Origin of the sequence: Nocardia sp. NPDC050175 (genome assembly GCF_044459885.1) — a bacterium.
Classification (GTDB): Bacteria; Actinomycetota; Actinomycetes; order Mycobacteriales; family Mycobacteriaceae; genus Nocardia.
Genome location: NZ_JBITJI010000011.1, coordinates 258,992 through 282,668, shown reverse-complemented (window position 1 = coordinate 282,668; position 23,677 = coordinate 258,992). Strand labels below are relative to the sequence as shown.

Annotated in this window: 25 protein-coding genes; 18 read left to right on the top strand and 7 right to left on the bottom strand. The window is 64.9% G+C overall.

Features of this window, described 5'->3' with window-relative positions:
- The first annotated feature begins 126 nt into the window (after positions 1–126).
- From ACIBK2_RS32965 to ACIBK2_RS32945, 5 genes are all read left to right on the top strand, one after another.
- The gene (locus ACIBK2_RS32965; protein ID WP_396972967.1) at positions 127–486 is read left to right on the top strand and encodes a winged helix-turn-helix transcriptional regulator; all 360 of its coding nucleotides are present in this window, start codon (positions 127–129) and stop codon (positions 484–486) included.
- 475 nt (positions 487–961) lie between these two features.
- The gene (locus ACIBK2_RS32960) at positions 962–2,290 is read left to right on the top strand and encodes an extracellular solute-binding protein (protein WP_396972965.1); all 1,329 of its coding nucleotides are present in this window, start codon (positions 962–964) and stop codon (positions 2,288–2,290) included.
- A gap of 6 nt (positions 2,291–2,296) precedes the next feature.
- Positions 2,297–3,250: a carbohydrate ABC transporter permease gene (locus tag ACIBK2_RS32955; RefSeq protein WP_396972963.1), complete on the top strand. Its 954-nt coding sequence runs from the start codon at positions 2,297–2,299 to the stop codon at positions 3,248–3,250.
- A complete protein-coding gene (locus ACIBK2_RS32950; RefSeq protein ID WP_396972962.1) occupies positions 3,241–4,110 on the top strand; it encodes a carbohydrate ABC transporter permease in 870 nt (289 codons plus the stop codon). The genes ACIBK2_RS32955 and ACIBK2_RS32950 overlap by 10 nt, the downstream gene beginning before the upstream one ends.
- A gap of 73 nt (positions 4,111–4,183) precedes the next feature.
- Positions 4,184–5,527, top strand: coding sequence for a beta-N-acetylhexosaminidase (locus ACIBK2_RS32945; RefSeq protein WP_396972960.1), 1,344 nt, complete (start codon positions 4,184–4,186; stop codon positions 5,525–5,527).
- A gap of 1 nt (position 5,528) precedes the next feature.
- Here ACIBK2_RS32945 and ACIBK2_RS32940 read toward each other — a convergent pair whose 3' ends face one another.
- From ACIBK2_RS32940 to ACIBK2_RS32925, 4 genes are all read right to left on the bottom strand, one after another.
- Positions 5,529–6,419, bottom strand: coding sequence for an aminoglycoside phosphotransferase family protein (locus tag ACIBK2_RS32940; RefSeq protein WP_396972958.1), 891 nt, complete (start codon positions 6,417–6,419; stop codon positions 5,529–5,531).
- A gap of 9 nt (positions 6,420–6,428) precedes the next feature.
- The gene (locus tag ACIBK2_RS32935) at positions 6,429–6,986 is read right to left on the bottom strand and encodes a GrpB family protein (RefSeq protein WP_396972956.1); all 558 of its coding nucleotides are present in this window, start codon (positions 6,984–6,986) and stop codon (positions 6,429–6,431) included.
- A gap of 164 nt (positions 6,987–7,150) precedes the next feature.
- Positions 7,151–7,807: a DUF4360 domain-containing protein gene (locus tag ACIBK2_RS32930; protein WP_396972954.1), complete on the bottom strand. Its 657-nt coding sequence runs from the start codon at positions 7,805–7,807 to the stop codon at positions 7,151–7,153.
- Between the two features lie 182 nt (positions 7,808–7,989).
- Positions 7,990–8,862: a phosphotransferase enzyme family protein gene (locus tag ACIBK2_RS32925; protein ID WP_396972952.1), complete on the bottom strand. Its 873-nt coding sequence runs from the start codon at positions 8,860–8,862 to the stop codon at positions 7,990–7,992.
- Positions 8,863–9,095: 233 nt separating this feature from the next.
- On the opposite strand from ACIBK2_RS32925, the gene ACIBK2_RS32920 reads away from it, so the two are divergent.
- Genes ACIBK2_RS32920 through nuoN form a run of 12 tightly spaced genes read left to right on the top strand, consistent with a single transcriptional unit; the run spans position 9,096 to position 20,796 of the window.
- Positions 9,096–9,455, top strand: a complete 360-nt coding sequence (locus ACIBK2_RS32920) for an NADH-quinone oxidoreductase subunit A (protein ID WP_396972950.1) — start codon at positions 9,096–9,098, stop codon at positions 9,453–9,455.
- Between the two features lie 7 nt (positions 9,456–9,462).
- The gene (locus ACIBK2_RS32915) at positions 9,463–10,032 is read left to right on the top strand and encodes a NuoB/complex I 20 kDa subunit family protein (protein WP_396972948.1); all 570 of its coding nucleotides are present in this window, start codon (positions 9,463–9,465) and stop codon (positions 10,030–10,032) included.
- The gene (locus tag ACIBK2_RS32910; protein WP_396972946.1) at positions 10,029–10,697 is read left to right on the top strand and encodes an NADH-quinone oxidoreductase subunit C; all 669 of its coding nucleotides are present in this window, start codon (positions 10,029–10,031) and stop codon (positions 10,695–10,697) included. The genes ACIBK2_RS32915 and ACIBK2_RS32910 overlap by 4 nt, the downstream gene beginning before the upstream one ends.
- Entirely contained in the window at positions 10,697–11,992 is a 1,296-nt protein-coding gene (locus ACIBK2_RS32905; RefSeq protein ID WP_396972944.1) for an NADH-quinone oxidoreductase subunit D, read from the top strand. Before ACIBK2_RS32910 ends, ACIBK2_RS32905 begins: the two co-directional genes overlap by 1 nt.
- A complete protein-coding gene (gene nuoE, locus ACIBK2_RS32900) occupies positions 11,989–12,765 on the top strand; it encodes an NADH-quinone oxidoreductase subunit NuoE (protein WP_396972943.1) in 777 nt (258 codons plus the stop codon). The genes ACIBK2_RS32905 and nuoE overlap by 4 nt, the downstream gene beginning before the upstream one ends.
- Position 12,766: 1 nt before the next feature.
- Complete coding sequence (gene nuoF / locus ACIBK2_RS32895) at positions 12,767–14,092, top strand: NADH-quinone oxidoreductase subunit NuoF (RefSeq protein ID WP_396972941.1); 1,326 nt, start codon at positions 12,767–12,769, stop codon at positions 14,090–14,092.
- The gene (locus tag ACIBK2_RS32890; protein WP_396972939.1) at positions 14,089–16,461 is read left to right on the top strand and encodes an NADH-quinone oxidoreductase subunit G; all 2,373 of its coding nucleotides are present in this window, start codon (positions 14,089–14,091) and stop codon (positions 16,459–16,461) included. The genes nuoF and ACIBK2_RS32890 overlap by 4 nt, the downstream gene beginning before the upstream one ends.
- Positions 16,458–17,681: an NADH-quinone oxidoreductase subunit NuoH gene (gene nuoH, locus ACIBK2_RS32885; RefSeq protein WP_396972937.1), complete on the top strand. Its 1,224-nt coding sequence runs from the start codon at positions 16,458–16,460 to the stop codon at positions 17,679–17,681. Before ACIBK2_RS32890 ends, nuoH begins: the two co-directional genes overlap by 4 nt.
- Positions 17,674–18,204: an NADH-quinone oxidoreductase subunit NuoI gene (nuoI, locus tag ACIBK2_RS32880; protein WP_396972935.1), complete on the top strand. Its 531-nt coding sequence runs from the start codon at positions 17,674–17,676 to the stop codon at positions 18,202–18,204. Before nuoH ends, nuoI begins: the two co-directional genes overlap by 8 nt.
- A complete protein-coding gene (locus ACIBK2_RS32875) occupies positions 18,201–18,944 on the top strand; it encodes an NADH-quinone oxidoreductase subunit J (RefSeq protein ID WP_396972933.1) in 744 nt (247 codons plus the stop codon). Before nuoI ends, ACIBK2_RS32875 begins: the two co-directional genes overlap by 4 nt.
- Positions 18,941–19,240, top strand: coding sequence for an NADH-quinone oxidoreductase subunit NuoK (gene nuoK, locus ACIBK2_RS32870; RefSeq protein ID WP_379283579.1), 300 nt, complete (start codon positions 18,941–18,943; stop codon positions 19,238–19,240). Before ACIBK2_RS32875 ends, nuoK begins: the two co-directional genes overlap by 4 nt.
- Complete coding sequence (gene nuoN / locus ACIBK2_RS32865) at positions 19,240–20,796, top strand: NADH-quinone oxidoreductase subunit NuoN (protein ID WP_396972931.1); 1,557 nt, start codon at positions 19,240–19,242, stop codon at positions 20,794–20,796. Before nuoK ends, nuoN begins: the two co-directional genes overlap by 1 nt.
- 20 nt (positions 20,797–20,816) lie before the next feature.
- On the opposite strand, the gene ACIBK2_RS32860 is transcribed toward nuoN, so the two are convergent.
- The 3 genes from ACIBK2_RS32860 to ACIBK2_RS32850 all read right to left on the bottom strand — a co-directional run bounded on the left by ACIBK2_RS32860 (position 20,817) and on the right by ACIBK2_RS32850 (position 22,812).
- On the bottom strand, positions 20,817–21,347 hold the full coding sequence (locus ACIBK2_RS32860; protein ID WP_396972929.1) for a hypothetical protein: 531 nt from the start codon (positions 21,345–21,347) through the stop codon (positions 20,817–20,819).
- A gap of 22 nt (positions 21,348–21,369) precedes the next feature.
- A complete protein-coding gene (locus ACIBK2_RS32855; protein WP_396972927.1) occupies positions 21,370–21,813 on the bottom strand; it encodes a hypothetical protein in 444 nt (147 codons plus the stop codon).
- 69 nt (positions 21,814–21,882) lie between these two features.
- Positions 21,883–22,812: a phosphoribulokinase gene (locus ACIBK2_RS32850; RefSeq protein WP_396972925.1), complete on the bottom strand. Its 930-nt coding sequence runs from the start codon at positions 22,810–22,812 to the stop codon at positions 21,883–21,885.
- Between the two features lie 175 nt (positions 22,813–22,987).
- Here ACIBK2_RS32850 and ACIBK2_RS32845 point away from each other — a divergent pair, with 175 nt between their 5' ends.
- The gene (locus tag ACIBK2_RS32845) at positions 22,988–23,656 is read left to right on the top strand and encodes a response regulator (protein ID WP_396972923.1); all 669 of its coding nucleotides are present in this window, start codon (positions 22,988–22,990) and stop codon (positions 23,654–23,656) included.
- Positions 23,657–23,677 lie beyond the last annotated feature (21 nt).

The window sequence follows — 23,677 nt, the reverse complement described above, 5'->3', positions numbered from 1 at the left end:
TTGGAAGTGAACGGGGTGGTCAGCGCGCTGAAAACAAGGTTGCTCTTTGCTCCCGAAAGCGACAAGTACCTACTATTTAGTCCAGTACTTACCAATAAGTGTGTGAACAGGTAGCGAGGTCGGGCGATGGGTGAAAAGAGATCCGGACCATATTTCTGCGGCATCGACGCGGCGATGGACGTGGTCGGCGGCAAGTGGAAGGCGCTGATCCTGTGGGAGCTGGAGGCGCACGGCATCCGCCGGTTCGGTGAGCTCCGCCGCGGCCTGCCGGGCGTCTCGGAGAAGATGCTGATCCAGCAGCTGCGCGAGCTGGAGGAAGACGGGATCGTGTCGCGCGAGGTCTATCGCGAGGTGCCGCCGCGCGTCGAATACCAGCTCACCGAGTTGGGCACCGCGCTCAATCGCGCGCTGGAGCCGCTCGGCGCCTGGGGTCGCGACCGGGTCGATCGGATCGGCGCGGACCGCGTCCACCCGATTACCGCGTAACGCCTATTCGCGACCTGGCGTGGGCTGATCGATTGGCGCAGAAGGCCTTCCGTCGACAGTGGTCGTCGGCGGCGTCGAGATGAAGGGCAACGTCCGCACCTGCTGGTTGGTCGCGGGCATCGGGGGTTCATTCGTAGGCATCAGGAACAGGGCGAGGATCACGAGCAGTAGGGCTGCCAACCCGCCGAGGATCGGTCGGCAGTAAACGCGCACATGCGAATGATCGGCGCCCGTGTTCGATCCGTTACCTGGAACCCCGAATACGACCGCGACCGACCAGGTGGCTCCGAGCCGCCATCACCGCGGCAGCGCGCACATCCAAACCACCTGGGGTCATCCCGCCGAGTCCGCCCATGACCCCACACATCCATCTGCGACCCGCATCACATCTGCCTATTGAATGTGCCCCCCGCTTGGTGCTAAACATTGTGGCACGCAACGCAATACACGTTGCATTATATGCAACGCGCGATGAATGGGAACCGAAAATCTGATGCTGCACCGTGAATTCCGGCCAGGCGGGGCCGTGCGACGCGCACTCACGCTCGGAGCCGCACTGTTCCTGCTCGCCGGGTGCGCGCCGGTGCAGTCCGGTCCGGCCGGATCGGGTGCCGATGAGAAGACCGGCACCGTCCGGGTCTGGCTGTTCGACGAGGCGACGCGCGCACCGAAGGAAGCGGTGATCAACGAGGCGATCGCGGAGTTCAAGGCGACCCGGCCGAATGTCGACGTCGACGTGCAGTGGGTGCCGGTCGCCGGACGAGCGGAGAAGTTCGCAGGCGCCTTCAACGATCCGGCCAGCGCCCCCGATCTCGCCGAGTTCGGCAACACCGACCTCGCGGGTTACGCCGTCACCGGCGCGTTCGCCGACCTGGGCGCCGACCTCACGTCCTGGCCGGAGGGCAAGGACATCGACCCGTCGGTCCTGGAGACCGCGAAGTCCGGCGGCAAGATCTACGGGCTGCCCTGGTACACGGGCATCCGCGCGCTGTACTACCGCACCGACGTCTTCACCGAACTCGGCCTGCGGCCGCCGACCACGCTGGCCGAACTCACCGACACCGCCCGCCGCATCCGCGCGAAAAAGCCCGATCTGTACGGGATTTCGGTCGGTGGCAAGTACACCTACGCGATGCTGCCGTACCTCTGGGCCCATGGCGGCGAGATAGCCGAAAACGACGGCACGATGTGGAACGCCACGGTCAACTCCGACCGGGCAAAGACGGGGATCACCCGCTACGCGGAGCTGATCCACGACGACATCTGCCCACCCGCGCAGTGCGCCGACTTCACCGGAACCCAGAGCGTGCAAGCCTTCGCGGGCGGCAAGGCCGCGATGACCATCGGTGGCGACTTCAGCCGCAAGGCCATGGATCAGGGTGCGTCCAAGGACAAATACGCGGTGATCCCGCTGCCCGGCACCGAAACAGGCTCGGTCGCACCGGCCTTCGCGGGCGGCAACCTGCTCGGCGTCTTCCGCGCCGGCCAGCATCGCAGCCTCGCCGTCGACTTCGTCGAATTGCTCGGCAGCGCAAAGTATCAGGAGAAGATGTACCAGGCGATGGGGAACCTGCCGACATTGACCAGCGTGCAGCACAAGCTCGCCGCGAACGACCCGTTCCTCGCCCCGTTCGTCCAATCACTGAAGGCCGGTACGAAGTTCGTGCCGAGCACACCGGCCTGGTCGAAGATCGACAGCCAGAACCTGCTGCCGACCGCGGTGCAGCAGATCGCCACCGGAGCCAAGGACCCCTCGGCGGCGTTGAACGCGGCGGCCGCCGCGATGAACAAGGCATTCAGGTAGGCGCACATGGCAATTCAAGAACTATCGAGAACAACTCCGCGCAGCTCGCCGAAGCCTCGTCGCCTCAGCCGGGACACGGTCACCGCGGGGCTCTACCTCGCGCCGGCGGGCATCCTGCTCGCCGCCGTGCTGATCTATCCGATCTATCAGATCGTAGTGATCTCGTTCTACGACTACGGCCAGGCCCAAGCCACCGGTGCCGCGCCGTTGGAGTTCATCGGCCTGGGCAACTACCGAGAACTACTGTCGGACAGCCAGTTCTGGATCGTGCTCGCCAACACCTTCGTGTTCGGCGCGGTCTGTGTGGTCGGCGGTCTGGTGGTCGGCACGGCGCTGGCGGTCCTCGCGACACGGGTCCGCGCGGCACCGCGGATGCTGCTGTTCCTCGCCGCGCTCGGCGCGTGGGCGACCCCCGCGATGGCCGGGTCGTACGTCTGGCTGTTCCTGTTCGACGCCGACTTCGGCATAGTCAACGAGGCGCTGTCCGGCCTCGGACTCCGTTCGATGGACGGGCACTCCTGGACCTTCGGCACGCTCAGCGCGTTCGGAGTGGTTGCCGCCGAGGTGATCTGGTGCTCGTTCCCATTCGTCATGGTGACCATGTATGCGGGCATCAAGGCGATCCCCGAGGAGGTGCTGGAGGCCGCGGCGCTGGACGGCGCGTCGACGTGGCGTTCGGCCCGCTCGGTGATCCTGCCGATGCTGCGTCCGCTGCTGCTGATCGCGACGATCCAGTCGATCATCTGGGACTTCAAGATATTCACCCAGATCTACGTGATGACCAATGGCGGCGGTGTCGCCGGGCGCAACCTGGTCCTCAATGTCTACGCCTACCAAAAGGCCTTCGCCGGGCAGGAATACGGGCTCGGCTCCGCGATCGGAGTCCTGATGACGCTGTTGCTGTTGTCGATCACCGGACTCTACGTCCGGTCCCAGCGCAGGAGCACGCCATGGCAGTGAAACCCTTGCTGCGCACCCCGCGTAAGCCCGGACGCCTTGTCGCCGAGGCGGTTACCGTGGTGATCGCCGGATTCGTCGCCTTCCCGCTCTACTGGATGGTGCTCTCGGCGCTCAAGCCGCCGGGCGAGATCCAGTCGGCCGACCCGAAACCGTGGACCTTGGCGCCAAGCCTGGACAGTTTCACCCGGGTCCTCTCGATGGACGGCTTCGGCCGGTTCTTCCTCAACAGCTTGCTCATCGCCGCTGTGGTCGTGGTTCTTTCGCTGTTGCTGTCGTTCCTGTCCGCCGTGGCACTCACCCGCTTCCGGTTCCGTGGTAGGACTGTGCTGCTGGTGATGATCCTGGTGGCGCAGATGGTTCCCGTTGAGGCGCTGACGATTCCGCTGTTCTTCCTGATGCGGTCGATCGGCGGCACAGTTCCGGCGTTGGGACTCAATGAGCTCGGCTCGATCATGCTGGTGGATCTGGTGTTCAGCTTGCCGCTGGCGATCTGGCTGCTGCGTGGGTTCGTCGCGGCGGTGCCGGTCGAGCTGGAGGAGGCGGCGAAACTCGATGGCGCGAGCCGTCTTCGGTTCGCCTGGCAGATCCTGCTGCCGCTGGTGGCGCCCGGGCTGGTGTCGGTCAGCGTGCTGTCGTTCATCCACGCGTGGAACGACTTCCTGTTCGCGAAGACGTTCATCATCTCCAAGACCGAGAATCAGACGCTGCCGCAGGCGATCCTGGTGTTCTTCAAACCGGAGGACACCGACTGGGGCGCGGTGATGGCGGCCTCGACCTTGATGACCATTCCGGCGCTCGTACTGTTCGTGCTCGTGCAGCGCAAGCTCGTCTCCGGCCTCGGCGGGGCGGTGAAAGGCTGACATGCCAGGTTTCGACACACTGCTCCCCCGACCTGTCTCGGTGACCCCACAGCCGGGCGTTTGCGCGTGGCCCGTGGAGGTCGACACACATATCGACCCGGACCTGCGGCCCGAGGGATACCGGCTGGAGATCACCCCCGCGGGTGTCACGCTCACGGCCGCGGATCAGGCCGGGCAGACCCATGCCCACCAGACGCTGCGCCAGCTCGCTGGACCGGATGCGTTCCGCGCCGCCGCGATTGGCACCCGGGAACTCACCATCCCGTGCGGCGTTGTCGAAGACCATCCACGATTCCATTGGCGCGGTTGCCTACTCGACGTGGCACGCAACTTCCGCACCAAGGCGGAGATACTGAGATTCATCGATCTCCTGTCAGCGCACAAACTCAACGTGCTGCACCTACACCTGACCGACGACCAGGGCTGGCGCATCGAGGTACCCGCCTTCCCGAAGCTGACCGAAATCTCCTCGTGGCGAACAGGATCGATGGTCGGCCGCCATGACGGCCCCGAACGCGACGGCCGCCCCCACGGCGGCTTCTACACCACCGACGACCTCCGCGAGATCGTCGCGTACGCGGCCGACCGATCCATCACCGTGGTGCCGGAGATCGATGTCCCCGGCCATGCCCGCGCCGCCATCGCCGCCTACCCCGAACTCGGCCCCGAACCCGAAAGCTCCTGGGAGGTATGGACTTCCTGGGGCATCAGCACCTCACTGCTCAACCCCACCGCGGACACGCTGAACTTCCTCCGCCAGGTCGTCGACCACGTGCTGACCATATTCCCGTCACCGGTCATCGGCATCGGCGGCGACGAAGTCCCTGGCGCGACACCAGCGCACGGCCGCCTAGTCGCCGACCTCGCAACATATCTGGCCACCCAGGGCCGCCGAGCCTTCGGCTGGGACGAGGTCCTCGACACCGGCGCCCTACCACCCATGGTGATCGGCGCATGGCGTGACGCGTCCGCAGCCACCCGCGCGGCAACGGCAGGCCACGACGTCGTGCTGTGCCCAGAGGATCACTTCTACTTGGACCACCGCCAATCCGACCACCCCGACGAACCGATCCCTGTCGGCTACCTACGCACCCTCGAAGACGTCTACCACTACCAGCCCACCCTCGACGACCCACACGTCATCGGCCTCCAAGCCCAATTGTGGAGCGAACACCTAGATTCCGTACGCCGAGTCGACTACGCCGCCTTCCCCCGCCTATGCGCGATCGCCGAACTCGCCTGGAGCCCACCGAATCACGACTACACCGAGTTCCTCCCCCGCCTACGCGACCACCACCTCCCCCGCCTAGCCGCACTAGGCGTCGAATACCGCCCACTGGACGGCCCCCACCCCTGGCAAACCCGCCCCGACGTCCCCGCAACCGCCCACCGCCCGAACCAACTGCCGGTGGGCTGATCTAGCAGTCCGCCAGCACGCGCTCCAGCGCCAGCCGACCCGCACGTCCCCAGGTCGGCTGGCCACCGGGCAGCCCCCGTTCCCACGCCTGGCCAATGCTGATGAGCGAAGCCGCGTGCAACACGGCCCACCCTCGCGCCCGCCGGACCATTGCCGCGTCCCCGATCTCATAGGTGTCGAGGAATCGCGCGGCACCGCCGGTGGGCAGCAGTAGCCACGCGGCGGCGAGATCGTTCGCCGGATCGCCCGCACAGAGCTCACCGAAGTCGATAACGCCCGCGATCGTCCCGCCCGAAACGACGACGTTCGCCGGATGTAGGTCACCATGCAACCACACCGGCGGCCCCGCCCATTCGGGAGCGGAAACGGCTGCCTCCCATACGTGTTGGACGTCGGCGACAATGCCGTCCGGGACAAAGGCTTGGAGCTTCGGACCGGCATCGTGCGCGAACGTCGCGAGCGCAACGCCGCGGCCCGGATTGACCGGAGCCTCGGCGGGCGCCTCCTGATGGAGCGCCCTGAGGAAGCCCGCCAAAGCATCGGCCGCGTGCTCGACGCGGCTGATCGTCGCGCGGTCGGCCGGCTCACCCGGAACCCAGCGCGCAATCGTCCACGGCCGCCGGAAAATTGCCGACGCTTCACCGAATCGAATGGGCGTCGGGACCGGGAGCGGAAGACGAGCGGCCAACCTGGGCAGCCACTGCCGCTCCTTGGCCAACAGTGCCGGGGCACGCGGGGTGCGCGGCATCCGGACCGCCAACTCCTCGCCGAGACGCCACATTTGATTGTCCCAACCGGCAGCAACGCGCTGCAGGCCCAGCCCGGAAAGGTCTGGGTGCTGCTCACTCAGGAGCGATCGCACCAAGGCTTCATCGATCTCGACATTGTCCACCTTCGCGACTCAATCCCCCGGCATCCAGCCGATGGACTGGGCCCACGCCTCCGCTCGCGCGGTGATCTCGATGATCAACGGGCCCTTGGCATCTGCGTAGGCGTTCATATCGAACCAGTCTCGCTGCGCGAGTTGCTGTTTCAACTGCCCGTAGGCCGCGCGGTCTCGCGCATCGTGCCGAAGCCAGTCGCGAAACAGTAGATGGCGGCGTTCCCATTCGCTGCCGACAGTGCAGATGTGTACGTGCACATCACGTTCCGGGGTTCGCACCATCCGATGCCCCGGCTCACGCACCCGAAGTCGATAGCCGGCAGCGAGCAGCGGTTCGAGGAAAGCGTCCTCATCCGCTACATCGGGCACACTAAGGTCGATATCGATGATCGGCTTGGCCGCAAGCCCCGGCACCGAGGTCGAGCCGATGTGGTCGATCCGGCGCGCGACAGTGCCGAGCGCGGCGGCGATCCGGCCGCGCTCCTCGGCGAAGCGGTCCGGCCAGGCGGGGCGGTAGTCGACGAGGCGGATCTCCCGCTTCTCGATGCCGCCGATCAGCTCCATTCGATCATGCATACCACCCATCCTCGCGCGTCGACCGTTCACCACGCCACTCGAACAGACTGCGACGACCGCTATCCGAAGATACTCTGCGGATAGCGGTCGAATTCGCATCGGCGTGGTAACCGTCTACCGATCACCGTGCCGATTCAGGAAATGACGCCGTCAGGCGTGTTTCACTAAGGGCACTGCTTCCAGGCGAAGTGATAGGTGGTGGTAATGCTTCCATCGGTGGAATCCATCGTGATGAAGCTGGTGGTCTTCTTCGGATCCGATGTGCCGGCGTCGACGCGAAGCTGAGTATTGATATTGAAATTACGGAATTCACCGCAGGGCTGGTAGACGATCGCGCCGACCTCGGTGGAGTCGGTATTCTGCCAGTCGTCACCGTACGGACCCTTGAGCGTGTGGTCGACGAAGTCGGTCGGCGAATTGCCCTGGAAGTAATACCTGGCCCGCTCCAGGGAGGTCGCGCCCTTCGCCAACGACGCGAAACCACGGTAATCCGCCGAGGCGATACCGTAAGTGAAGCCTTGCGGGACATGTACTTTCAGGTTGATCTGGCAGTTCATCCGGAAGTCGGTCGGGCCTGCGCCGATACCCACCTTCGCGGTGTACTGACTGTAGGTCACCGTGAAGGCCTCGTTGTCGGGCGAGACCGCGACGGCCGCGGTTCCGGCCGGGCAACCGGTGCCATTGACGGTCGCGACGTCGATGACAATCTTGTCCGGCGGAATGGGGCCGTTCCAATCGGGCAGCGCGGACGCCTGCGAGCCGGCCATCGGAATAGCAAGCGCGAATACGGCAGCGCCGAGAGTGACTGATTTCTTGTACATGGGATGCCTCACAATGGGCGGGGATCGGACAGATCTCACTGTAAGACGTCTATACCCACTCGAAGCTCCCCAACAGAAGTGGGGAAAACCCGGAAATTACTCGGCCCCTACATAATTGGCGGTCGGTTTCTCGGATACATACTTAACCGTTGAATGTTGGAGTTTTATAGTGTCTGTCCGATTCAGGGCCGGAGCAGGCGGAACGCGTCCATCCGCTGCCGATGGTACGCGAGGTCGCCCTCGTCGTGCTGCATGCCGCGGCCGACGGCGAGGCCGAAATACACTGCCTCCCTGCGCAATCGGTGCCGCATCAGCTGGGTGAGCGCAACATCGTCGAGATGCCCCGCCGTGCCGCCCGCAGCATGATAAACGTCGACGAACCGGCGCGCGCCGGCCAGATCACTCCCCAGTACATCGGCGAATTCCGATGCGGCGGAGGCCAGTTCGACCTCCGGCGGCCCCACCAGCGCCTCGTCCCAGTCGAACACCGCGACGACATGCCCGTCGCGAGCCAAGAGATTCCCCTCGTAATAGTCACCGTGCAGCGGTTGCACCCGAGCCGTCCTGCTGAACTCGGCAAGCCAACGATCCAATTCGGGATCGGGCAACTCAGCGGACGGCGCACCGTCGAGCCCGATCTCCAGGAACGACCGCTTGGGCCGCGGCGTCGGCCGATGGTCGGCGAGGGCACGGTGCAGGCGCGCCAGCAGCCCGGCCGCCTGCACCGGATCCTCGCTACTGGCCCACTGCCCTTCGATCAGCGGCCACACCGTAATCGGGCGCCCCGCCACCACCTCGACCATCGTCCCATTCGCGCGCGGCAACGGTGCCACCACCTCGGGCACAGTGCGAGCAGCCGCAACCGCAATACCGTTGCACCACTCGACCTCGACGGGATCGCGATCCACCGCCCCGATCCGCACCACGACCTCGCCGACGCGGTACGCAGCGGACTCCTCGCCGCCATACAACCGCACACCATCGCCCTTGTATCCCCACTCGGCCGCCACAGCGGCGCGAATATCCTCGGTCAGCGGGACGTCGACATAGATCACGCACCCACTTCTACCAGCGCGGCCATTCGGCACGCAGCAGGATTTCCCGGCTCCCCCGGCGCACCCCCCGACTCGGGGGCGCACCCGCACACGCTCCGCCGGTAGACAGTAACCAGGAGAAACCGCAGGCAGCGTCGCAGCAGCGGATTCCCGATCGCCCGCCGTCACGCGGCGGTCGCGTCCAACAGTGGGACAAGTCTGATGTCACAGATCGCACAACGAATGTCGCGAGCATGAACGCGTATGCGCCGATCCTCGTCCTCGGGGCGATCGCGCTCGGCTTCACCAGCCTGTCGGTCACGATGGCGTCGTTCATCGGCCCGAAGCGCTACAACCGAGCCAAGCTGGCCGCCTACGAATGCGGCATCGACCCGACCCCGCAGCCGCTCGGCGGTGGCCGCTTCCCGGTGAAGTACTACCTGATCGCGATGATGTTCATCATCTTCGACATCGAGATCGTGTTCCTGTATCCGTGGGCCGTCGGCTTCGACTCGTTCGGTCTCTTCGCCCTCGTCGAGATGTTCCTGTTCATGCTCACCGTCTTCGTCGCCTACGCCTATGTGTGGCGTCGCGGCGGCCTGAGCTGGGAGTGAGGGCCGGATGGGACTGGAGGAGAAGCTGCCGAGCGGTTTTCTGTTGAGCACGGTCGAGGATCTGGCCGGGTATCTCAGGAAGGGCTCGGTGTGGCCCGCGGCGTTCGGCCTCGCGTGCTGCGCCATCGAGATGATGTCCACCGCGTCCGGGCGCTTCGATATCGCCAGGTTCGGCATGGAGGCGTTCCGCGGCTCGCCACGGCAGGCGGATCTGATGATTGTCGCCGGTCGGGTCAGTCAGAAGATGGCACCGGTGTTGCGTCAGGTCTATGACCAGATGGCCGAGCCGAAATGGGTGCTGGCGATGGGGGTTTGCGCGTCGTCGGGTGGCATGTTCAACAACTACGCGATCGTGCAGGGCGTCGATCACATCGTCCCGGTCGACATCTATCTGCCGGGTTGTCCACCGCGCCCCGAGATGCTGCTGCACGCGATTCTGGCGCTGCACACAAAGATTCAGCAGATGCCGCTCGGCGTCAACCGGATCGAAGCGGTGCGGGCGGCGGAAATAGCCGCACTTGGCTCGAAACCGATACTCCCGCTGGGCCGTCCAGCACCGGAGGTGCTGCCACGATGACCGGCGAGCAAGGCGACGCTCCGAACACCGTGCGGCGGGGCATGTTCGGCGTCCACGGCAGCGGCGACACCTCAGGTTACGGAAGGCTCGTCCACCGGGCTCAGCCCACCCGAACAGCCCGCCCCTACGGCGGATACTTCGACGACATCCTCGACAGGATGCTGGCAGCACTGACTTTCGCGGGCATCCGCCGCTCCGAAGCTATCGAACGAGTCGTCGTATTCCGCGATGAGCTCACCGTGCATGTACACCGCGACCACCTCCGCGACGTCGCCCGAATCCTGCGCAACGACCCCGCCCTGCGTTTCGAGCTCTGCCTCGGCGTCAGCGGCGTGCACTACCCGCAGGACAGCGAGCTGCACGCCGTCTATCCCTTCCTATCGATCACCCACAGCCGCCGCCTCCGACTCGAGGTCAGCGCCCCCGACACTGACCCCCACCTCCCCTCGCTCTACGACCTGTACCCCACCAACGACTGGCACGAGCGCGAGACCTACGACTTCTTCGGCATCGTCTTCGACGGACACCCCTCGCTGACCCGCATCACCATGCCCGACGACTGGCACGGCCACCCGCAACGCAAGGACTACCCCTTCGGCGGCATCCCCGTCGAATACGACGGCGCACAGATCCCGCCACCCGACGAGCGCAGGGCGTACAGCTGATGACCACCCGTGAAAAGGTCTATGTGGCAGGCGGTCAGGACTGGGGGGAGATCGTCGACGCCGTCCAGCGCGCCGACGACGAACGCATCGTGGTCAATATGGGCCCGCAGCATCCATCCACGCACGGCGTGCTGCGCCTCATCCTGGAACTCGACGGCGAAACCGTCACCGAGGCGCGCTGCGGAATCGGCTACCTGCACACCGGCATCGAGAAGAGTCTCGAGTACCGCAACTGGATCCAAGGTGTCACCTTCGTGACCCGAATGGACTACCTCGCGCCATTCTTCAACGAGACCGCCTATTGCCTCGGCGTAGAACGCCTCCTCGACGTCACCGACCGGATTCCACAGCGCGCCACCGTCATCCGAGTCATGCTCATGGAACTGAACCGCATCTCCTCGCACCTGGTCGCACTGGCCACCGGCGGCATGGAACTCGGCGCGGTCAACGTGATGTTCTTCGGATTCCGTGAACGCGAACGAATTCTGGACACGTTCGAGGCGATCACCGGCCTCCGCATGAACCACGCCTACATCCGGCCCGGCGGGCTCGCCCAGGACCTCCCCGACGACGCCGTACCCCAGGTCCACGAACTCGTGCGCACCCTCCCGAAGGGACTCCGCGATCTCGAGCTGCTGCTCACCGAGAACCCGATCTGGAAGGCGCGCACCAAAGGTATCGGCTACCTCGACCTGAGCGCGTGCATGGCGCTCGGCATCACCGGCCCGATGCTGCGCGCTACCGGGCTGCCGCACGACCTACGCAAGTCCCAACCCTATTGCGGCTACGAAGATTACGAGTTCGCTGTCGCCACCGACACCGGCGCGGACTGTTATGGCCGCTATCTGATCCGAGTCGCCGAGATGCGCGAGTCGTTGAAGATCGTCGAGCAGTGTCTGGACGGATTGCGGCCAGGTCCGGTCATGATCGAGGACCGCAAACTGGCCTGGCCCGCCCAACTCGCCCTCGGCCCAGACGGATTGGGCACCTCGCCGGAGCACGTCCGCAAGATTATGGCCACCTCGATGGAGGGATTGATCCACCACTTCAAGTTGGTGACCGAGGGGCTTCATGTGCCGCCCGGCCAGGTGTATGTCTCGGTGGAATCGCCGCGCGGCGAGCTCGGCGTACACATGGTCAGCGACGGCGGCACCCGTCCGTTCCGGGTGCACTTCCGTGACCCGTCGTTCACCAATCTGCAAGCGGTGGCCGCGATGTGCGAGGGCGGCATGATCGCCGACGTCATCGCCTCGGTCGCCAGCATCGATCCCGTCATGGGCGGGGTAGACCGATGAGCAACGGCGCGCAACGCGTATTCATCCAGCTCGGCCCGCATCCGGACGAGGACGGTCAACTCGTCCGACCTGGTGCGCGACAGACCTATCCGGCCGAGATCCAGGCCACGCTCGAAGCCGACGCCGCCACCATCATCGGCCGCTACCCGGTGGCGCGATCAGCACTGCTCCCTCTACTGCATCTTGTTCAGGCCGAGGACGGTTACCTCACACCAGCTGGAATCGACTTCTGTGCAGCACAACTCGGCCTCACCGGCACCGAAGTCCTTGCCGTGGCGACCTTCTACTCGATGTACCGCCGAAACCCCACCGGTGACTACCACGTCGGTGTCTGTACCAACACGCTGTGCGCGGTCCTCGGCGGCGACGCAATATTCGCCGCACTCGAACAACACCTAGACGTGCACCACGGTGCCACGACCGCCGACGGCACCATCACCCTCGAACACATCGAATGTAACGCCGCGTGCGACTTCGCCCCTGTGCTGATGGTGAATTGGGAGTTCTTCGACAACCAAACACCGGACTCGGCATGTGCCATCGTCGACGCCCTGCGCGCGGGTGAGCAGGTCACGCCGACCCGTGGCGCGCCGCTGTGCACCTTCCGGCACACCGCGCGCATCCTGGCAGGGTTCCCCGACAAGCGAAGCGGGGCGAACGACACCGCCGTCGGTCATGCCGGCGTCGTCGGGCTCGAACTGGCCCGCCTCCAGATCATCGCCGAATTGTCTTCTGCTGAGGCCTTTTCCGTCGACCGAACCGACAGAGGCTGACATGCTCTTAACCCCCGTACTGAGTCGCTACTGGGACGAGCCACGCTCCTGGACCCTCGACACCTACCGACGGCATGCCGGTTACTCGGCCTTGAGGACAGCGCTGCGCATGTCCCCCGCCGAAATCATCGAACTGGTCACCGATTCCGGCCTGCGCGGCCGCGGCGGCGCGGGCTTCTCGACCGGCACGAAGTGGTCCTTCGTCCCCCACGATGACGGCAAGCCGCACTACTTGGTCGTCAATGCCGACGAGTCGGAACCGGGTACCTGCAAAGACATCCCGCTCATGCTGGCAACGCCGCACGCACTGATCGAGGGCGCGATCATCGCCGCGTACGCGATCGGAGCGAGTCACGCGTTCATTTATTTACGCGGCGAGGTGATTCCAGTGCTGCGCCGACTGCACGCCGCTGCGGCAGAGGCATACGCCGCCGGATACCTGGGACACAACATCCTCGGCTCCGGCTACAACCTCGAACTCATCGTGCACGCCGGTGCGGGCGCCTACATCTGCGGCGAAGAAACCGCACTGCTCGACTCGCTCGAAGGCCGCCGCGGCCAACCACGATTACGTCCGCCGTTCCCCGCCGTCGCCGGCCTCTACGCCTGCCCGACCGTGGTCAACAACGTCGAGACGATCGCCAGCGTGCCACCGATCATCGAACACGGCGTCGACTGGTTCCGCACCATGGGCAGCAAGAAGTCCCCCGGCTTCACCCTCTACTCGCTGACCGGGCACGTGACCCACCCCGGCCAATACGAGGCACCTCTCGGCGTCACCCTGCGCGAGTTGCTCGACTGCGCGGGCGGCATCCGCGCCGGGCATCACCTCAAGTTCTGGACACCCGGCGGCTCATCGACCCCCATCCTCACCGACGCCCACCTCGATGTCCCGCTCGACTACGAGGGCGTCGCCGCGGCCGGATCCATGTTGGGCACCAAGGCCTTACAGATATTCGACGACACCACCTGCGTCGTACGTGCCGTCCTACGCTGGACCGAGTTCTACGCCCACGAATCCTGCGGCAAATGCACCCCGTGCCGCGAGGGCACCTACTGGCTGGTGCGGGTCTTCGAACGACTGGAGGCAGGTCGCGGCACCGCGGCGGACCTGGCGAAGGTCCTCGACATCGCCGACAGCATGCTCGGCAAGTCGTTCTGCGCCCTCGGCGACGGCGCGGCCAGCCCGATCATCTCGTCACTACAGTACTTCCGCGACGAGTACATCGCTCACTTCGAGCGCGGTGGTTGTCCATTCGATCCGTACCAATCCACCGTCATGGCAACGCAATTCGTGGCACCACCGGTCGAGGTCTACGCGCGATGACCAGGACAGTCAACGAGACGACCAACCTGGTGTGGCTCACCATCGATGGCGTCGAACTCAATGTCCCGAAGGGCACCCTCGTCATCCGCGCAGCCGAGCTTGTCGGCGTGCAGATCCCCCGCTTCTGCGACCACCCACTGCTGGCCCCGGTCGGCGCCTGCCGCCAATGTTTGGTCGAGGTCGAGGGGCAGCGAAAGCCGATGGCGTCGTGCACCATCCCGGTCTCCGAGGGCATGGTGGTGCACACCCAGCTCACCTCACCCGCCGCCGACAAGGCACAGCACAGCGTGATGGAGCTGTTGCTGATCAATCATCCGCTGGACTGCCCGATCTGCGACAAGGGCGGCGAGTGCCCGCTACAGAATCAGGCAATGTCCAACGGGCGGGCCGAAACTCGGTTCGACGAGGGCAAGCGCACCTTCCCGAAGCCGATCAACCTGTCGGCCCAGGTGCTGCTGGATCGCGAACGCTGCGTGCTGTGCGCGCGGTGCACCAGGTTCTCGCAGCAGATCGCCGGTGACCCGTTCATCGAACTGCTGGAGCGTGGCGCGCTGCAACAGGTCGGTATTTACGCCAAAGAGCCCTTCGAGTCCTACTTTTCGGGCAATGCCGTGCAGATCTGCCCGGTCGGCGCACTCACCGGTGCGTCATATCGGTTCCGCGCCAGGCCTTTCGACCTGGTCTCCAGTCCGAGCGTGTGTGAGCACTGCGCGAGCGGATGTGCCCAGCGCACCGACCATCGCGGCGGCACCGTGCTGCGCCGGCTCGCGGGCGACGACCCGCACGTCAACGAGGAGTGGAACTGCGACAAGGGACGATGGGCCTTCAGCTATGCGACACAGTCGGATCGGATCACCACACCACTGGTCCGCGACGACAACGGGCAGCTGATACCCGCATCCTGGCCCGAGGCGCTCGCTACGGCGGCGGCCGGTCTGCTGGCGGCGCACGGCAACGCCGGCGTGCTCGTCGGCGGCCGCGCGACGATGGAGGACGCGTACGCCTACGCCAAGTTCGCGCGAATTGCGTTGGGCAGCAACGATATCGACTTCCGGATCCGTCCGCATTCGGCGGAGGAGGCCGAGTTCCTCGCGGCCCGCGTCGCCGGACGGTTCCTCGAAACCACCTATGACGACCTGGAACACGCCCCGGTCGTGCTGCTGGCCGGATTCGAGCCGGAGGAGGAATCGCCGATCGTCTATCTGAGGCTACGTAAGGCGGTGCGCAAGAATGGCCTCGCGGTCTACTCCATCGCCCCGTACACCACGAACGGCCTGACCAAGATGTCGGGTCGACTGCTGCAAACCGCTCCCGGTGGTGAGGCCACGGTGCTCGACAGCGTGCACGCACGGGACCTGCTGGCCCGGCCGGGGTCGGTCCTCATGGTCGGTGAGCGCCTCGCGATAGTGCCCGGTGCGTTGTCGGCGGCGGCACGGCTGGCCGATCGTACCGGTGCGCATCTCGCCTGGGTGCCGCGCAGGGCGGGCGAGCGGGGCGCGTTGGAAGCCGGGGCACTACCTGGTCTGTTGCCGGGCGGGCGGCCGGTCGCGGATGCGTGGGCGCGACGCCGGGTTTCGGTGGTCTGGGATGTGCCGGGTCTACCTGCGGTGCCGGGGCGTGACACCGACGGCATCCTGCACGCGGCGCTGGGAGCGCTGCTCATCGGCGGCGTCGAGCCGGACGATCTGCCCGATCCGGCCGCCGCGCTGGCCGCGATCGACCGGGCACCCTGCGTGGTGAGCCTCGAATTGCGGCACAGTGCCGTCACCGACCGGGCCGACGTCGTGTTCCCGGTCGCGGCGGTGGCGGGCAAGTCCGGCACGTTCCTCGATTGGGAGGGCCGTACGCGCAGCTTCGACGCAGCTCTCGGCAAGGCGGAGGCGATGCCCGACGCACGAGTGCTCGACGCCCTCGCGAACGCGATGAATCTCCCACTGGCCCTCCCGAATGCGGCGGCGATCCGGGACGAAATCGCCACCCTCGGTGGGTGGACCGGATACCGGGGCCAGGGACCGGAAGTCGCGGCGGCACCGCCGCATCGACCGATTCGCGGCACCGCAGTGCTGGCAAGCTGGCGGATGCTGCTCGATGACGGCCGGCTACAAGACGGCGAACCGCAGCTGGCCGCCACCGCTCGCACCCCGGTGGCGCGTCTATCGATGCGGACCGCCGCCGAAATCGGTGCTGCCGAGGGCGAACCGGTCACCGTATCGACGGACCGCGGCAGCATCACCCTCCCCCTCGTGGTCACCGACCTACCCGATCGTGTTGTCTGGCTGCCGCTGAACTCCCCCGGCTCGGCGGTGCACCGCAGCCTCGCCGCGACCGCGGGCAGCATCGTCCGGATCAATGTCGGTAGTGCCCAATGACCGATCTGAGCCTGTTCGGCCATGACCCGTGGTGGTTGGTTCTCGCCAAGTCGCTGGCCATCTTCGTGTTCCTGATGATGACTCTCGTCTTCGCGGTGCTGGCCGAGCGAAAGATCGTGGCGCGCATGGCGATGCGGGTCGGGCCGAATCGGGTGGGGCCGAAAGGCGCACTGCAAAGCGTCGCTGACGGCGTCAAGATGGCGCTGAAGGAAGACATCGTGCCCACCGGCGTCGACCGGCCGGTGTACGTCCTGGCGCCGATCCTTGCGGCGACGCCTGCGCTGATGGCGTTCGCGGTCATTCCGATGGGACCGGCGGTCTCGATCCTCGGTCATCGAACGGCACTGCAGCTCACCGACTTTCCGGTGGCGGTGCTGTATGTGCTCGCGTTGGCATCCATCGGCGTCTACGGAATCGTGCTGGCCGGGTGGGCGTCTCGCTCGACCTACCCGCTGCTCGGTGGGCTGCGCTCGACCGCGCAGGTGATCTCCTACGAGATCCCGATGGCACTGTCCTTCGCCGCCGTCTTCCTTGTCGCGGGCACGATGTCGACCTCGGGCATCGTCGCCGCGCAAGACGGGCACTGGTACATCTTCGTGCTGCTGCCGTCGTTCGTGATCTATCTGGTGTCGATGGTCGGCGAAACCAACCGTGCGCCTTTCGATTTGCCCGAGGCCGAGGGCGAGCTGGTCGGCGGATTCCACACCGAGTACTCGTCGTTGAAGTTCGCCATGTTCATGCTCGCCGAGTACGTCAACATGGTGACCGTCTCGGCGTTGGCGACCACCCTGTTCCTCGGCGGGTGGCACGCACCGTGGCCGTTGAGCATCTGGGCGGGCGCGAATTCCGGTTGGCTGCCGCTGCTCTGGTTCGTGGCGAAGGTCTGGGGCTTCCTGTTCGTCTTCATCTGGCTGCGTGGCACCTTGCCACGGCTGCGCTACGACCAGTTCATGAATCTGGGGTGGAAGATCCTGATACCGGCGTCGTTGGTGTGGGTGATGATCGTCGCCGCGGTCCGCGCGGCTCGCAACGCGGGGTACGGCATCGGGTGGATCGCGCTGGTGATCGGCGGGGCCGTCGTCGGCCTCGCACTGCTGGCTCTTCTCGTAAAGACACTGCGCCCCACCGAATCTCCGGAACCCGACGCCCCATTCGATCCGATGGCAGGCGGGTTCCCGGTCCCACCCCTGCCTTGGCAAAAGGAGCACAGCGATGCCTGAATTCCTCGGCCCCATCGCGGGTTTCGGCGTGACCTTCTCGACGATGTTCAAAAAGCCCAACACCGAGTACTACCCCGAGCAGAAGGCACCGACCGCACCCCGCTATCACGGACGACATCAGCTGAACCGTTACCCGGACGGGCTGGAGAAGTGCATCGGCTGCGAGCTGTGCGCGTGGGCCTGCCCCGCCGACGCCATCTACGTGGAGGGCGCGGACAACACCGACGACGAGCGCTACTCGCCGGGCGAACGCTACGGCAGCGTCTACCAGATCAACTACCTGCGCTGCATCGGCTGCGGGCTGTGCATCGAGGCCTGTCCGACCCGGGCGTTGACCATGACCAACGAGTACGAGATGGCCGACGACAATCGCGCCGACCTGACCTACGGCAAGGAGCGGCTGCTGGCACCGTTGGAGCCCGGCATGGTCGAGGCGCCGCATCCGATGGTTCCCGGCGCGACGGCCGTCGACTACTACTGCGGCACCATTCCTGTTGTCGCAGACGGTGAGTCCGATCGATGAAGGCCACCCTGTTGCTCGCCGAACCAGCCGTCCGCGCGTCCATGGGCGAGAGTGTGTTGTTCTGGGTTCTCGGCGCGTTGGCGGTGGTCTGCGCGCTGGGGGTGGTGTGCGCGAGCAGGGCGGTGTATTCGGCGATCTTTCTCGCGGCCTCGATGATCATCTTGGCGGTGTTCTATGTGGCGCAGGGTGCGGTATTCCTCGGTGTCGTCCAGGTGGTTGTCTACACCGGCGCGGTGATGATGCTGTTCCTGTTCGTGCTGATGCTCGTCGGCGTCGACTCGGCCGATTCGCTGGTCGAAACCCTTCGCGGACAGCGCATTGCCGCCGTCGCGGTCGCCGGTGGATTCGGGCTGCTGCTGATCGTCAGTATCGGACATGTGCGTTCGAGTCGGCCCGCCGACTATGAATCCGCCAGCAACGTAACCGGTTTGGCCCAGCTTCTGTTCGTCCGCTACGTCTGGGCGTTCGAGCTCACCAGCGCGTTGCTGATCACCGCGGCCCTCGGGGCAATGGTGCTGGCACACCGCGAACGCATCACCGCGCGCCGCGGTCAGCGCGAAATGTCCACCGACCGCGTACGCAGCGGTGATCGCATCACACCGCTGCCCAGCCCCGGTGTCTACGCGCGACACAACGCGGTGGACATGGGCGCTCGCCTACCCGACGGGACGGACTCGGAGCTGTCGGTCAGCCGGACGATGCGGCAGCGCACCGTAGCCGAGGCGGAGGCTTCGCGATGAACCCGGAGAACTACCTCTATCTGGCCGTGTTCCTGTTCACGATCGGCGCGGCAGGAGTGCTGTTGCGGCGCAACGCCATTGTCGTGTTCATGTGCATCGAGCTGATGCTCAACGCCGCCAACCTGGCGTTCGTGACATTCGCGCGAATGCACGCCGACCTCAACGGCCAGGTCTTCGCGTTCTTCACCATGGTGGTCGCCGCCGCGGAAGTCGTTGTGGGCCTGGCGATCATCATGACCATCTTCCGTGCCCGCCGCTCGGTCTCGGTGGACGACGCGAACCTGCTGCGGCACTGATGAGCTCGACGATTCCGGCACCGACCTTCGAGTACGCCCAGCTGTCCCCCATGCTGATCGTCTTCGGTGTCGCGATCCTCGGGGTGCTTGTCGAAACGTTCCTGCCACGCGGCAGCAGATACGTGAGCCAAGTCGTGCTCGGCCTCAGCGGACTGGTCGCGGCATTCGTCGCGGTCGTTGTGCTTGCCGGGCAATCGGATTCGCCCCACGGTGCGGTGGTGATGGGTTCGGTCATGGTCGACGGGCCGACGCTGTTCCTACAGGGGACGATCCTGGTGTTATCGATTCCGGCGGTCATGCTGATGGCCGAGCGCCGGGTCGATCCCGGCGGCGTCGCCTTCACTCCACAAGCCTCCGCTATCCCTGGCAGTGTGGCCGAGTTGGAAGCGACCAAGGCGGGCATGGTCACCACCGAAGTATTTCCGCTGGCCATGTTCGCCATCGGCGGGATGTTGCTATTCCCGTCTTCGAACGACCTGCTCACCATGTTCGTCGCACTCGAGGTGCTCTCACTACCGCTGTACGTACTGTGCGGGCTGGCCCGCCACCGACGCCTACTGTCACAAGAGGCCGCGCTGAAATACTTTCTGCTCGGCGCATTCTCATCCGCCTTCTTCCTATTCGGCGTCGCCCTGCTGTACGGCTACGCGGGCACAGTGGAACTGGCAGGCATCGCAAATGCGATCGCCACGCATCCCGACGACCGCGGCCTCGCCGTCATCGGCGCGGGCATGCTATCGATCGGACTGCTGTTCAAGGTCGGCGCGGTCCCGTTCCACTCCTGGATCCCGGACGTGTATCAAGGCGCGCCGACAGCGATCACCGCATTCATGGCGGCCGCGACAAAGGTGGCAGCGTTCGGCGCACTGTTGCGCGTCTTCACTGTCGGACTGCCTGGCCTACAAACGGATTGGCGCCCACTGCTCTGGGCAATCGCCATCCTCACCATGCTCGTCGGCGCACTCACCGCAGTCACCCAAACCGACATAAAACGCATGCTCGCCTACTCCTCGATCGCCCACGTCGGCTTCATCCTCATCGGCGTAATCGTCGCAACCCCCACCGGTTCCTCAGCCACCCTCTTCTACCTACTCACCTACGGCCTCAGCACAATCGGCACTTTCGCAATCGTCACGCTGGTCCGCGACCCCACCGGCGAAGTCACCGAAATCACCCGATGGGCAGGCCTGGGCAAACGCTCCCCCTTACTCGCCACCACCTTCGCCCTGTTCCTACTAGCCCTCGCCGGCATCCCCCTAACCAGCGGCTTCATCGGCAAATTCGCCATCTTCCTAGCCGCAATCCAAACCGGCGCCACCCCACTGGCCCTCGTCGGCATACTCAGCAGCGCAATAGCCGCCTACATCTACATCCGCATCATCATGATCATGTTCTTCGCCGACCCCCCACCAACCGCCCCCGAAGTCACCATCGCCCCATCCAGCGCATTAACCACCGCCGCAATAACATTCGGCGCCATCACCACAGTCGTCCTCGGCATCATCCCACAACCAGTCTTGAACCTGACCACCGAAGCCGCAACATTCCTACGCTGACTTCGTCTCCGCCAAGCCTTTCAGAGTCTGATGTCCTGGAGGAGCCCCCATCCGAATCTCAACCGGCACCACTGATCACGATCGGTATCGCGGGCATTATAGGTGGCGTAGCTCCCCCAGACTTCTGTACGTGTTATCTGATCGAAGTTTTCTACCAAATCTCTTTCGGTAAAATTCCACGCCCTTACACCACTTTCGGAATAGTGGCCAGTAAATCTTACAAATTGAGCATTCGACAGCACTCTTACCAAAGGGTCGAAGGTCAACACCACGTCGAATTCCGGCCACAGAGGAAAATTGTACGCGTAAGTCTGATGACCCGCGCCGGTCGGGGCACTCACGCAAACGTCGCTCAACATCGTTACGATCTCTCCCGCCGAACCACCCCGCCAAAGCTGGGTCGCGCTTTGAATGTTTTCGAGGCTGACCTCCATGTCGTCGATCGAACACCCTAGCTCAGCCAACGCAGCAGTCAGCAAAGCTTCAGGCGGGTCCATTGTCTTCAACAAATATAGTTGAAAATCTACTATTCCAAGACCATCCGAGGACACAGAAAATCCTTTCACCGTGAAATCAATACTCGCTTTTGAGGATCAGTTGGGAATTCTGGTGCCGAACTGTCGGGGCACCACCCTCGGCTTCTCGTGGATGTAGGAATATACGATATCCAGCGCACATTACCAGTCCGTCACCACGCTCGGACTCGAGCTTGTAGCAGCGATAACCCGTGTTCGAAGGTTCTCGCAGGCCACAGAATTTCGCCATTTCCTCGTTCAGCGCTGGCTCCGCGATATCTATGGTCAGCGGCTCATAATGCGGGACCAGTTTCATTCCGGCGACAGCCTCGAAGGTGACTTCGATGTAGTCCGGGGTGGAGTGTGGCGTACTGCGTAGGACGAGTTGCGAGTGGCCGATGTGGTATCGCACCACCACAAATCTGCGGTCGAAGGTGATGGGCAGACTCGCCGATGGCTGCGGTGAACCCTCATAGTTACTGGAAGGGGTTGTCAGCTCCATGCTCTCTCCGTCTTCGTCGCGAGCCGTTGGGTTCGTTGACGGGGCAGAATTAGCGCTCGTTGCGCTGATCTAGGGGGTGCCTGCTAGTAGATGGTGCAGCAGGATCATCTGTACGACGGCGAGGGGGGTGCTGTGGGCGTCGGGGGTGACTCGGCCGAGGCTGGGTGGGGGTGGGGTGGTTGGGTCGCCGAGGGATTGCCAGATCAATTTTTCTACGGCTGCACCGTCTTCGGTCGTTGCGTAGCCGTGGATGTGGACGCTGTCGACGGGTTTGCCGTCGGTGTCGCGGGCGAGCCGGAGGTGGATCGCGTGGGTCAGGTCGGGTTGCAGGATGGCGGTCAGGTCCGGTTGTTGGATTGTTGGGCGGAGTAGGAGTTCGGCGGACAAGTTGGGGCGGCCCTCGATGGTGGCGAAGCGGACGACGATGTCGGCGTGTGCGCGTTGTGGGCGGATGAATTCGGTGGATTCGGGTTCGCTGCGGGACAGTACGGAGAGGACTTGTTCGGCAGTGTAGCCACGAGTGGCGGTGTCGCGCTTGACCTTCCAGCCGCGGCGGATCTCCTCCGACGGGTCGAGGTAGACCGTCAGGTCGAAGCAGGCTCGGGCGAGGCTGTTGTGCATCGGCAGCAAGCCCTCGACGATCACGAACTCGTTGGGCTCAACGAGTTCCGGGCGGGTGAGTCTGCCGGTGTCGTGGTTGTACACGGGCTTGAGAATCGGCTGGCCCGTAGCGAGCAACTGCAGATGCTGGCCGAGGATGTCGATGTAGTGGCAGTCCGGGTGCAGCGGCGTGAACGGTTTGTCTTGCCGCTCAACGCGATCGAATCGGTGGTAGTCGTCGGTGGACAGCCATACGCAGCGGTGCGCGCCCAACGCCTCGACCAAACCCGCGGTCACCGTGGTCTTTCCCGCGGCACTGTCCCCGGCGATGGCCAGCATGATGGGTCGTCGCCGGGTGTTTCGGCTCGCGCGGAAGATCCGTAGCGTCTTGTCAGCCACGAGTCTTCGCCTGCTCGACCGGAATTCGGCAGCGGGCACTATGGGCGGGCATATCCATCCCGAACTCCTCATGGGTCATCCTCAATGCTAGGCGTCGACTGACCGGCCGGGTCACCCCGGAGCGGGGGGTTGACGAGGGGATGGACATGGCCGAAAACCGCCGTATCGTGGGGTTATGGTGACGTCCGCCACGGGGCCGGTACGAGTTGTCCTGGTCGACGACCATGAGATGGTGATCGAGGGCCTGAAGGCGATGCTCGCGTCGTTCCACCAGCGCGTCGTGGTCGTCGGGCAATCCGTCGGCGCGGAGGACGCGTTGCGGGTCATCACCGACCTCGAACCCGACATCGTCCTCTGCGATATCCGCATGCAAGGCATCAGCGGGCTGGATCTGTGCCGGTCGATGCGCGGGCTCGCCCCGGAACGCAAGGTGGTGCTGCTATCGGTCTACGACGACGAGCAGTATCTGTTCCAAGCGCTACGGGTCGGCGCCTCCGGCTACCTGCTGAAGAGCATCAGCAGCGACGAACTGGTGCGGCAGCTGGAACTCGTGCACGGCGGATCCACCGCGATCGACCCGGACATGGCCGTACGCGCGGTGGACACCGCGGCCCGCATGCAGCGCGACGAGTTCTGGCCGGGCGCACGGCAGGGCCTGACCCAGCGGGAGAGCGAGATCATGTCGTTCATGGTCACCGGTCTGTCCAATCGCGGCATCGCGACACGACTGATCATCAGCGACGAAACGGTCAAGAGCCACCTGCGATCGATCTACCGCAAGCTGGGCGTCAGCGACCGGACGACCGCGGTCGCGACTGCCCTCCGCGAGGGCATATTCCAGTGACGACACCGGGCCCGCAGCCCG